This is a genomic window from Actinomadura fulvescens, from assembly GCF_039533225.1.
Classification (GTDB): Bacteria; Actinomycetota; Actinomycetes; order Streptosporangiales; family Streptosporangiaceae; genus Spirillospora; species Spirillospora fulvescens.
Genome location: NZ_BAAATD010000003.1, coordinates 294,917 through 306,414 on the forward strand (window position 1 = coordinate 294,917; position 11,498 = coordinate 306,414).

Here is an 11,498-nt window from a genome sequence, read left to right on the forward strand (position 1 = left end):
TGCGGCTCAGGGCGCCGCCACGATGAAGCTGGAGTTGCCGAAGCCGACCTCGTCGCCCGGGCGGACGCGCACGGGGCCGGTCAGCCGCCAGCCGTTGACGCGGGTGCCGTTCATCGAGCCCAGATCGGAGATCATCCAGCCGTCGTCGCCGTGGTAGATCTCGGCGTGGAACCGGGAGACGGTGAGGTCGGTGAGGATGAACTGGCAGCCGGGCGCGCGGCCGACGACGATGCGCGTGAGGCCGGGCGGCGGGAGCATGAACCGCGGCAGCCGGGGCGCCCGCCAGGCCGCCTCGATGCGCGCGGTGACCTGCGAGACCGACGAGATGATGCCGGTGAGCCGGTTGACGACGCGGTTGGTGGACGGCAGATCGTGCACGATGTCGGCGAGCTCGGCCTGGCTCTGCGCGCGCAGCACCTGGTCGACCCGCCGCTCGAACGTCTCGTGGGACATCCGGCCTTCGGCCACGCGGTCGCTGAGCGCGCGCAAGACGCGGTCGCGCTCCATATCGGACGCTCTCACCGGATATGAGGGCTGACCGTCCATAGCTGTGAGTATCCAGATCCCGTCGTCGCCTGTCCAGGAAAGCCCGCATCCCCAGAATAAGTGATCATCATTGCTGATCCCCTTACCGCTGAGGGCCCCGCGGGTCCGCGAGGCTCTTTCGTTGGACGCCCGCCGGCCGGGCGGAGTTCGGGCGGCCGGCGGGCTTTCGGCAGGCTTTCGGGCGGGCTCTCCGCGCGCGTCAGCGCGACAGGAGGTCCCGGGCGATGTGGGTGACCTGGATCTCGTCGGTGCCGGCGTAGATCTGGAACGACTTGGCGTCGCGGGCGAGCTGCTCGACGCGGTACTCGCTCATGTAGCCGTTGCCGCCGAACAGCTGCACGGCCTCCATCGCGACCTCGCTGGCTGCCTGCGCGGAGTAGAGCTTCATCGCCGACGCCTCGGCCAGCGTCGGGGTGCGCCCGGCACGCTGCATCTCGATGTGCCGGAAGACCAGGTTCTGCACGTTGATGCGCGCGACCTCCATCTTGGCCAGCTTCAGCTGGATGAGCTGGAAGTCGCCTATCGGCTGGCCCCACAGCTCGCGCTTCTTGGCGTAGTCGACCGACAGCCTCAGGCACTCCTCGATGACGCCGAGGGACATGGCAGCGACCCCGGCGCGTTCGGTGACGAAGTTCTGCTTGGCCGACTCCTTGCCGCCGCCCGAGCCGCCGGTCAGCAGCCGGTCCGCGCCCGCCCGCACGTCGTTGAGGAACAGCTCGCCGGTGGGGGAGGAGTGCAGGCCCATCTTGCGCAGTGGCCTGCTCTGGTCAAGGCCGGGCATGCCGCGGTCGAGCACGAACGTGAGGATCTCGCGGTCGCGCGGGTCCTCCCCGTTGTCGAGCTTGCAGTAGAAGACGATGGTGTCGGCGTACGGGCCGTTGGTGATGAACGTCTTGGAGCCGTTGATGACGTACTCCTCGCCGGCCTTGCGCGCGGTGGCCAGCATGCCGCCGAACGCGTCGGAGCCGGAGCCCGGCTCGGTGATCGCCCAGGCGCCGACCTTGTCCATGGTGAGCAGGTCCAGGCCCCAGCGCTCCTGCTGCTCGACCGTGCCGCGCTTCATGATCGTGCCCGCCGCGAGCCCGAGGCTGACGCCCATCGCGGTGACCAGGCCGGGGGAGACCTTGCACAGCTCGATGATCGGCAGCATGGTCATCGCCGCGTTCGCGCCGGCCGGATGGTCCTCGCCGGAGCCGCCGCTCTCGCCGCTCTCGGCGCCGCCCTCACGCTGCTTGCGGACGCGGGAGGCGAACGAGGACCGGGCCAGCTCGTCCATGCCGAAGGTCTTGAACAGGCTCCGGATCAGGTCGTAGGGCGGCAGGTCGCCGGCGTCCAGGGCGTCCAGGTTCGGCCGGACCTCCGCGTCGATCCAGCCGCGCACCGCGTCGCGGATCATGACGTCCTCGTCGGACCACTCGATCATCTCGCCAGCCTTTCGAATCCCGCTCGGTGATGAGGCATATCCAAGCAGAAGCCGAAAGTAAGCGCTTATTGAGGGTGGGCTACTTCTCGAAGGAGACGACGTCGGCGAGGATCCCGCCGCCGGAGGTCTGCCGTTCGTCGGAGGGGCTGTCGTAGACCACCAGGAGCTTGGGCCCGGCCGCGTCGGGCTCGTCCAGGACCACGATGCCCTCGGCGTGGTCGTCGCCCTCCCCGTACGGGAGCTCGCCGAGCACGTGCAGCTCGCCGGCGGGCACGATGTCGGCGGCGGCGACCTTGGCGGCGCCGGGCCAGCGCACGACGCGCACCGGGCCGTCCAGGTCCATCGTCGGGCCGGTGAGGATGAGCAGGTCGTCGCCGTGCGGGCACAGGTCGCGGATGCCGAGGCCGCTCAGGTCAAGGAAGTGGGTGCGGTAGAGCTCCCCGCCGTCCCCGATGGGGCGCAGGCGCAGGCGGTGCGGGTCGTCCGGGTGCGTCTCGGGGCGGATCTCGATGAGCACCGCCCAGCCGCGCAGCACCGGGCCGCGCAGCCCGATGTAGAGGCGGTCGCCCTGGGCGGCGATGCCCTCGATGTCGATGCCGTTGTCCTTGCTCGGGATCGGCAGGAACGGCGCCAGATGCGGGTCGTCGGCGAGCAGGTCGGTGATGGAGTCGCCGTGCCCGCCGAGCACGGCCGCGGTGTGCTCGCCGCGCCGCCGGGTCACCTCGGGCAGGCCGTCGTCGCCGGTCACCAGGGGGAGCCGGGCCAGGATGAAGCGGTTCTCCTCGCGCACGACCGAGGCCAGCCGCTTGCGCCCCTTGGCGTCGGACTGCCCGGGCTTGACCTTCTTGCGCTTGAGGCTGTGCGAGCCGATCGCCCACAGCCAGCCGTTGGCGCGGGCCAGGCCCTCGATGTCGGCCTCCTCGTCCGGCCCGGCCGGCAGCGGGATCAGGTCGCCGAGGGCCACCGAGCGGTGGTCGTCGTAGGCGGTCACCCGCCCGAGCCCGTCGGTGGTCGCGGTCAGCCGCTCGATGGTGGCGGTCTCGTCGCCCGCCACCCACAGGCAGGCGCCGTCCTGGCGGACGGCGGAGAGGTTGGTGTGCGTCTCGGCCTCACGGCTCTCGTGCCCGAAGCGGAGCTCGACCCGGCGTTCCACGATCATGCGCTGATGGTCCCACACAATCCGGTACGAAGAACGCGGTATCATCCCAGGTCACTTGTGATCTACATTGTAAAGGCCGGATCCCAGTGCACCGGCAGCCGCACCGGCTTCCGGAACACCAGCCCCCGCGCCGTCACCACATCGGCCGGATCGAGCCGGAGACCGGGGAGCCGGTCGAGCAGCGCCGCCAGGGCGGTACGGGTCTCCAGGCGGGCCAGGTGAGCGCCGAAGCAGAAGTGCGGCCCGTGCGCGAACGCCAGATGGTCGGCGGCGTTGGCGCGGCGCACGTCGAACCGGTCGGGGTCGGTGAAGACGGCGGGGTCGCGGTTGGCTCCGGCGATGGACACGCGCACCAGGTCGCCCTTGTGGACGCGCGCTCCGCCGAGCGTGACGTCCCGCGTGGCGTAGCGGTCCACGACCGAGGCCGACGGCTCGAACCGCAGCGACTCCTCGATCGCGGCGTCCAGCAGGCCGGGATCGGCCCGGACCAGCGCGAGCTGCCCGGGGTGCCCGAGCAGGTGCAGCACCGCGTTGGAGATCATGCCCTCGGTCGTGTCGATGCCGCCGAACATCAGCACTGCGGCGTTCGAGGTGACCTCCTCGGCGGTGAGGCCCTCCTCCTGGTGCGCGGCCTCGGCGAGCAGCGAGGCCGGCCCCGGCCGCGTGATCGCCTCGTGGACGGCCGCGCTCAGCCGCTGGTAGGCGTCGCCGGCGTGGCCCGGGCGCCCGGCGGTGATGTCGGAGACCGCCACGACGAACGCGTCGTACCAGGACCGCACGGTCGTGGCGTCGACGCCCGCCAGGCCGAGCGCCTCGGCCACGACGGAGACGGCGAGCGGGCCCGCCAGGTCGCCGCGCAGCTCGGCCCGCCCGGCGGGCGCGATCGCGGCGACGAGGCGGTCCACCTCGGACCGGACGAACGCGGTGAAGCGCTCGCGGGTCCGTGCCGGGCGGAACGGGCGGGCGAACGGCTCGCGGTGGCGGGTGTGCGTCCGCCCGTCCAGCGACAGCATGCTGGGGCCGACGACCTGCGCGGTGGAGAACCGCGGGTCGTCGACGGTGAACGCCGCCGCGTCGCGCATCACCCGCAGCGCCAGGTCGTGGGAGGTGACGAGCCAGCCGTCGAAGGCGGGCAGCCACGAGACCGGCTCGCGGGCGCGCAGCCGGGCCAGGAGCGGATGCGGGTCGTTCTCCAGCTCCTCGACCGTGGCCGCCGCGCCGACCGGGAACGATGCTGGTGCAGGCGTCATCCCTGCGAGGGTAGTCTCCCGGCGCTCATGCGGCGGTGGGGCGCCCCTCCCACCAGGTTCGGCCTGGTTCGGGGAGGGTGTGGATGGGGTCGTAGTACTCGTACCGGCGGTCGAGTGCCTGGGGATCGGCGGCCTCCAGGGCGGTGCGGTAGTTCTTGGTCCAGTACGAGATGCCCCGCTCGCGGTCGTAGTCGGCGAGCTGGTGCACCCAGCGCTTGCCGACGTAGGGCACGTCGCAGACGATGCGCGGCGTGGCGAACCCCGGCAGATAGCCCATGATCGCGTGCTGGAGCTCCTGCGCCTCCCACACCGCGACCCGCCAGTGCTCGCTGTAGGGGATCATGTCGCACATGTAGAGGTAGTACGGCAGGATCCCGGCCTCGTCGAGCAGCGCGAACGACAGGTCCAGCAGCTGCTCGGGCGTGGTGTTGACACCGCGCAGCAGCACGCCCTGGTTGCGGACGTCGCGGATGCCGGTGTCGAGCATCGCCTTGGCCGCGCGGGCGACCAGCGGGGTGACCGACTGGGCGGCGTTGACGTGGGTGTGCACGGCGATCTGCACGCCGCGTTCGTGGGCCTTGGTGGCCAGCCGTTCCATGCCGGCGCGGACCTCGTCCTGCAGCCAGTGCTGCGGCAGGCCCATCAGCGCCTTGGTGGCCAGGCGGATGTCGCGGATGTTGCCGATGTCCAGCAGGGCGTCCACGAACGACTCCAGGCGCGGCCAGGGCAGGTTGGCGACGTCGCCGCCGGAGACCACCACGTCACGGACGCCGGGGGTGCGGCGCAGGTAGTCGAGCATGGCGCCGTGCCGGTCGGGGGCCTTGAGGGTGAACTTGTGCTTGTCCACGGCCGGGGTGGAGGTGCCGACCAGGTCCATGCGCGTGCAGTGGCCGCAGTACTGCGGGCAGGTCGGCAGCAGCTCGGCCAGCACCTTGGTGGGGTAGCGGTGGGTGAGTCCCTCGACCGCCCACATCTCGGCCTCGTGCAGGGAGTCGCGCGCCGCGTACGGGTGGGAGGGCCAGTCGGCCCTGCGGTCGCCGAAGACCGGGATCATGTAGTGGCGCACCGGGTCGGCCAGGAACGCCTCGGTGGAGCTCACGTCCATCGTGTTGAGCATCTGCGGCGTGACCAGCATCGACATGGTGGCGCGTTCGGCCTGGTCGCGCTCCAGGTCGGTGTAGAACGACTCGTCCAGCAGCTCGCCCATGACGGCGCGCAGCTGCCGGATGTTCTTGACGCAGTGCGCCCGCTGCCACTGCGCGGACTCCCACTCGGCGGTCGTGATGTCGCGCCAGCCGGGGAGGCGCCGCCAGTCGGGCTCCTCCAGCGGCCGGCGCCGGTAGGCATACGGCTGGGCCGAAATCCCGGCATCGCCGCCGGCGGTACGGGATTCGGGCTGCAGAGCAGTGGTCATCGTTGACCCCCCTCGCGCGATCACTCTTAACGAAATCTTGTCTGAGACGGACGTTACGGGAAGAATTTCGGATTAACCAGTGGTGCCCCGGACATCCTCCGGGCATCCAATTCGGACAGAAGAGATGAGGCGGGCGGATAGATGGCCGATCCACGCACGAGCACGTCCCCCGTGGGGCTCCACCGCGTCATGGAGCCGCCGGGCGTTCTTCCCCAGGCGGCCGCGCGGCTCGACACCGATCCGCGGATCGGCCCCGACGAGGTGCGCGTACGGGTGGAGCGGCTCAACCTCGACGCGGCCTCCTACCGGCAGCTGCACACCGCGCACGGCGGTGACCCGGACGCCCTCCGCCGCGCGGTACTGGAGATCATCCACGCGCGCGGCAAGATGCAGAACCCGGTGACCGGCTCGGGCGGCATGCTCGTCGGCGTCGTCGAGGAGGCGGGACCGGCGTCCCCGCTGGGCCTCAGGCCGGGGGAGCGGATCGCGACGCTGGTGTCGCTCACGCTCACGCCGCTCGCGATCACCGACGGGCTGGCCCGCTGGGACGGGCGGTCCGAACAGGTGCCGGCCGAGGGGCACGCGATCCTGTTCGCGCGTTCGATCGCCGCCGTGCTCCCCGCCGACCTGCCGGTGCCGCTGGCGCTGTCGGTGATGGACGTGTGCGGCGCGCCGGCCCTCACCCACCGCGTCGTCCGCCGGTACCGGGAGCGCCGCGAGACCGCGCCCGGCGGGCCGGGTGCGCCCGTGGTGGCGGTGCTGGGGGCGGCGGGCAAGAGCGGGTCGCTCTCGCTGGCGGCGGCCCGGCGCGCGGGCGCGGCCCGCACGATCGGGCTGGTCCCCACCGAGGAGGAGGAGCGCCGGCTGGCGGCCACGGGCCTGGCCGACAAGGTCGTGCGCGCCGACGCGCGCGATCCGGTCGCGGTGGCCGCCGCCCTCGGCGAGCCCGCCGACGTGACCGTGGTGTGCGTGGACGTGCCGGGTTGCGAGCACGGCGCGATCCTGGCCACCGCGCCGGGCGGCACGGTGGTCTTCTTCTCGATGGCGACCTCGTTCGCGGCCGCCGCGCTGGGCGCCGAGGGCCTGGCGGCCGACGTCACCATGCTGATCGGGAACGGTTACGTCCCCGGGCACGTCGATCTGGCGTTGGACCTCCTGCGGTCGGAGCCCGCGGTTCGCGCGTTGTTCACCGCCCGCGACGGGATGATCCGGCAAGAATGACCGGCAGGAAACCCCAGATCATCATTGAGGAGCACCGTGATGGCGAGCATCACCCGGTCACTGCGCGAGCTTGACCACAAGGAACGCCAGGCCCAGATCGTGGAGGTGCTGGTCGACGCCTTCTCCGACCTGATGGAGCGCAGTCCCGCCGAGTTCCGCCGCCGGTTCCGCAAGATGGCCACCGACCCGTTCGCCTTCTACCGGGGCAGCGCCTGCCTGTTCTACGCCGACATCGTCGGCGACGAGGACCCGTGGGCCGACGAGCGCACCGGCCGGGTCTGGATCCAGGGCGACCTGCACGCGCAGAACTTCGGCACGTACATGAACGACGACGGCATCTTCGTCTTCGACGTCAACGACTTCGACGAGGCCTACGTCGGGCACTTCACCTGGGACGTCAAGCGCCTGGTGGCCAGCCTGGCGCTGATGGCGTGGAGCAAGGCCGTCTCCGACTCGGGCATCCAGCGGCTGATCGAGACCTATGTCCGCGCCTACGTCGACCAGGTGCGGCACTTCGCCGAGCAGGACCACGACCACGACCAGGCTTTCGCGCTCACCCTCGACAACACCGGCGGCTACATCCGCTCGGTGCTGGTGGCGGCGCTGGCCAACCGCCGGATCGAGCTGCTGGACGAGATGACGCTGGTGGAGCAGCAGGAACGCCGCTTCCGCAACCGGCCGGGCGTGCGCCGCCTGGACGAGGCCGAACGCGCCAAGGTGGAGGCGGCCTACGAGGCGTACCTGACGACGATCCCCGTCGACAAGCGGCTGCGGCCCATCACCTACCAGGTGAAGGACATCGTGGGCGCCTCGGGGTTCGGCATCGGCTCGGCGGGGCTGTCGGCGTACAACATCCTGGTGGAGGGCAACACCCAGGCGCTGGAGAACGACGTGGTCCTGTCGATGAAGCAGGGCAACGTCGCCGCGCCCAGCCGGGTCGTCGACGACCCGCGCATCCGCGACTACTTCCAGCACCACGGCCACCGCACCGCGGTCTCGCGGCGCGCGCTGCAGGCCAACACCGACCCGTGGCTCGGCTACACCGAGCTGGACGGGGTGGGCTACGTCGTGCAGGAGCTCTCGCCCTACGAGGAGGACCTGGACTGGTCCGCGCTCACCGAGCCCGAGGAGATGCTCCCGGTGCTCGACGACCTCGGCCGCGCCACCGCCAAGATCCACTGCGTGTCCGACACCGACTCCGACCACACCCTGGTCGGCTTCCAGGTCGAGGACGCCATCAACGCGGCCATCGGCCCGGACGAGAAGGCCTTCGTCGAGGCGATGGTGGCGTTCGGGATGGAGTACGCCGCGATCGTCCGTGACGATCACCGTCTGTTCGTGGACGCGTTCCGCAACGGCGAGATCCCTGGGCTGTGACGACGGAGACCGGTCGAGATCGTTGAGGTTCTTGCGGATCGGGTGCTCTTTGCCGGAGGATCTTCCGTAAGAATCCCGTCAACGTGGACGATTGTTCGAGGGGGTCGGCAATGACGCCGCAGCGAAAACTCGATCTCGACCCGGCGGTGGTGGGGCGGGCCAGACGGCTGGCCGCCCGCGCCGCCGAGCCGGTCATCGAGATGGCCCGGACCCACACGACCGTCTCGGTGGAACGGGCGCTGCTGCGGCTGGCGGGCCTGCGCGGCGCCGACGGCGACGGCCGTCCCTGGGTCAACCACCTCGCCGACGCCGTCCGCGACCAGGTGGGCCTGGAGCACGGCGTGGCGCTGCCGGTGTGGGACGCGCTGGTGACCGGGCCGCACGCCTCGCTCGCCGAGCTCGCCGAGGCCGCCGCGCTGGGCCGGGTGTCGTTCCGGCTCCCCGCGGGGCCGGACGAGGCGGCCGCGCGGGCGGCGGCGCGGCGGGCGGCCCGGGCAGGGATCACCGCGATCGACCGGCGGCGCGCCGAACGCGACCGGGTGCTGGCGGAGGTCGGTGATCCGCCGCAGCCGTGGATCTACCTGATCGTGGCCACCGGCGACATCTACGAGGACATCCCGCAGGCGCAGGCGGCCGCCCGCGAGGGCGCCGACGTGGTCGCGGTGATCCGTTCGACCGGGCAGTCGCTGCTGGACTTCGTGCCCGAGGGCGCCACCCGCGAGGGGTACGCGGGCACCTACGCCACACAAGAGAACTTCCGGCTGATGCGGGCCGCCCTCGACGACGTCTCGCGCGAGCTGGGGCGCTACGTGCGGCTGACCAACTACGCCTCCGGGCTGTGCATGCCCGAGATCGCGACGCTGGCCGGGCTCGAACGCCTGGACATGATGCTCAACGACTGCATGTACGGGATCATCTTCCGCGACATCAACCCGCGCCGGACGTTCATCGACCAGCGCTTCTCCCGGCAGATCCACGCGCGCGCCGGAATCGTCATCAACACCGGCGAGGACAACTACCTCACCACGGCCGACGCGGTCGACGCCGCCCACACCGTCATCGTCAGCCAGCTGCTGAACGAGCGGTTCGGGCACGAGGCCGGGCTCTGCGACGCCCAGCTCGGGCTGGGCCACGCGTTCGAGATCAACCCGGCGATCCCCGGGTCGTTCCGGCTGGAGCTGGCGCACGCGCAGCTGGTGCGCGAGCTGTTCCCCGACGCGCCGCTGAAGTACATGCCGCCGACCAAGCACATGACCGGCAACATCTTCGCCGGCTACCTGCTGGACGCGTTCTTCAACCTGGCCGGCGTCATGACCGGTCAGTCGATCATCCTGATCGGGATGATGACCGAGGGCATCCACACGCCCTGGCTGTCGGACCGCGACCTGGCGCTGGAGAACGTGCGGTACGTCCGCGACGCCTGCGGCGACCTCGCCGACGACTTCATGCCGCGGCCCGGCGGGTTCGTCGCGCAGCGCGCCCGGCAGGTGCTGTCGGAGTCGGTCGACCTGCTCGACCGGATCTGCGACGACGGGCTCCTCACCGCGATCGCCGACGGCACGTTCGGCATCACCCGCCGCCCCGCCGACCGCGGCAAGGGCCTGGAGGGCGTCGCCGAACGCGCCGGCGGGTACTTCAACCCCGCGATCGAGATCCTCGACGCCGAGGACCCGCACGCCGGCCACGGCGTTCACACCGAGGAGGTGCCGGCATGACCCCGTCCCAGGGCAGCACCCGATCACCGGGAAGCCCCCAATCACCGGGAAGCGCGCGTCCCGCAGGGAGCACCCACACCCAGGCCCCGGCCGAGCCCGCCGACACCCGGCAGGTCATCCGGCCCTACGGCGACACCACCGGCGACGGCATGGTCCAGGTCTCGTTCACCCTGCCCGTCCCGGCGGGCAAGCGCGCCGAGGCCGCCGCGCTCCAGCTCGCCGGCAAGATGGGACTGGACCCGGCCAGCGTCGTGCACGCCAAGCCGATGGGGCCCGACTTCACGTTCTTCATCGTGTACGGGCGGACCGGCCACCTGATCGACTACGCCTCGATCCCCGTGCCGGAGGGCCGGGAGTACCCGCTGTTGAGCGCCAAGGAGGTCAACGCGGCGATCCGCGCGGCGCTGGGCCGGCGGCTGGTGATCGTGGGCGCCTGCATCGGCACCGACGCCCACACCGTCGGGATCGACGCGATCCTCAACGTCAAGGGCTTCGCGGGGGAGAAGGGCCTGGAGTACTACCGCGAGATCCAGGTGGTCAACATGGGCGCGCAGGTCGCCGTCGCCGAGCTGGTCGAGCGCGCCAAGGCCGACAACGCCGACGCCGTGCTGGTCTCCCAGGTCGTCACGCAGAAGAACGCCCACCTGCACAACACCAAGCAGATGGCCGCCGCCTTCCACGCCGAGTACCCGACGGCCGTCGCCGCCGGGATGGGCCGCCCGCTGCTGGTGGCGGGCGGGCCCCGCTTCGACACCGTCACGCCGGCAGACCTCGGCGTCGACCGCATCTTCGGCAAGGGCACCACTCCCGCCGAGGTCGCCAGCTATCTCGTCCACGCGCTGCTGCCCAGGGAGGCGACCCGGTGACCGGTCAGGGTGACGAAGGCCAGAGTAACGAAGGGCGGCCCTTCGGCGGGCGGAGTTTCGAGGGCCTGCGGGTCACGCACCGCCGGTACGTGCCCTACGCCCACGCGCACTACGCCGGTGACCTCGTCGACGGCGCCTACGTCCTCGGGATGTTCGGCGACGTCGCCACCGAGGTGTGCATCCGCACCGACAACGACGAGGGGCTGTTCGCGTCCTACTCCGACGTGCGGTTCCGCGCGCCGCTGCGGGCCGGGGACGTGGTCGAGGCCACCGCGACCGTCGCCGCGGTGGGACGCCGCAGCCGGACGCTGGAGTTCGAGGCGCGGGTGGTGTGCCGCGGCACGCCGGGCAAGGGCGCCTCGGCCGCCGAGGTGCTCGCCGAACCGATCATCGTGGTCACCGCGACCGGCACGGTGGTGGTGCCCGAACCGGTGCCGCCGCAGTTGTGACCCCGGTGACCACCGTGATTTGCGAACTCGCGCCGATCATGGTTTTCACCTTGTGAAACAAGGGCTTCACGCAGAACG

At 71.4% G+C, this 11,498-nt stretch carries 10 protein-coding genes; 5 read left to right on the forward strand and 5 right to left on the reverse strand.

The genetic code is table 11. From position 1 onward, the window contains the following. Positions 1-6: 6 nt before the first annotated feature. The 5 genes from ABD333_RS13300 to ABD333_RS13320 form a co-directional block, all read right to left on the reverse strand. The gene (locus ABD333_RS13300; protein ID WP_344540865.1) at positions 7-546 is read right to left on the reverse strand and encodes an FHA domain-containing protein; all 540 of its coding nucleotides are present in this window, start codon (positions 544-546) and stop codon (positions 7-9) included. Between the two features lie 199 nt (positions 547-745). Next, positions 746-1,969 carry an acyl-CoA dehydrogenase family protein gene (locus ABD333_RS13305; RefSeq protein ID WP_344540866.1) on the reverse strand — a complete coding sequence of 408 codons (1,224 nt, stop codon included), beginning with the start codon at positions 1,967-1,969 and terminating at the stop codon, positions 746-748. A gap of 79 nt (positions 1,970-2,048) precedes the next feature. Next, complete coding sequence (locus tag ABD333_RS13310) at positions 2,049-3,128, reverse strand: DUF3616 domain-containing protein (RefSeq protein ID WP_344540867.1); 1,080 nt, start codon at positions 3,126-3,128, stop codon at positions 2,049-2,051. Between the two features lie 62 nt (positions 3,129-3,190). Continuing rightward, positions 3,191-4,378 carry a cytochrome P450 gene (locus ABD333_RS13315; protein WP_344540868.1) on the reverse strand — a complete coding sequence of 396 codons (1,188 nt, stop codon included), beginning with the start codon at positions 4,376-4,378 and terminating at the stop codon, positions 3,191-3,193. Between the two features lie 25 nt (positions 4,379-4,403). Further along, positions 4,404-5,792 carry a KamA family radical SAM protein gene (locus ABD333_RS13320; RefSeq protein ID WP_344540869.1) on the reverse strand — a complete coding sequence of 463 codons (1,389 nt, stop codon included), beginning with the start codon at positions 5,790-5,792 and terminating at the stop codon, positions 4,404-4,406. Positions 5,793-5,933: 141 nt separating this feature from the next. On the opposite strand from ABD333_RS13320, the gene kdd reads away from it, so the two are divergent. The 5 genes from kdd (at position 5,934) to kal (ending at position 11,420) form a co-directional block, all read left to right on the forward strand. Continuing rightward, positions 5,934-7,013, forward strand: coding sequence for an L-erythro-3,5-diaminohexanoate dehydrogenase (gene kdd / locus ABD333_RS13325; RefSeq protein WP_344540870.1), 1,080 nt, complete (start codon positions 5,934-5,936; stop codon positions 7,011-7,013). Between the two features lie 39 nt (positions 7,014-7,052). Continuing rightward, complete coding sequence (locus tag ABD333_RS13330; protein ID WP_344540872.1) at positions 7,053-8,390, forward strand: DUF2252 domain-containing protein; 1,338 nt, start codon at positions 7,053-7,055, stop codon at positions 8,388-8,390. Positions 8,391-8,500: 110 nt separating this feature from the next. Continuing rightward, complete coding sequence (kamD, locus tag ABD333_RS13335; RefSeq protein WP_344540874.1) at positions 8,501-10,105, forward strand: lysine 5,6-aminomutase subunit alpha; 1,605 nt, start codon at positions 8,501-8,503, stop codon at positions 10,103-10,105. Next, positions 10,102-10,971, forward strand: coding sequence for a lysine 5,6-aminomutase subunit beta (kamE, locus tag ABD333_RS13340; RefSeq protein ID WP_344540876.1), 870 nt, complete (start codon positions 10,102-10,104; stop codon positions 10,969-10,971). The genes kamD and kamE overlap by 4 nt, the downstream gene beginning before the upstream one ends. Beyond that, positions 10,968-11,420 (forward strand): 3-aminobutyryl-CoA ammonia lyase, encoded by a 453-nt coding sequence (kal, locus tag ABD333_RS13345; RefSeq protein WP_344540878.1) that lies wholly within the window; start codon positions 10,968-10,970, stop codon positions 11,418-11,420. Before kamE ends, kal begins: the two co-directional genes overlap by 4 nt. Positions 11,421-11,498: the final 78 nt, after the last annotated feature.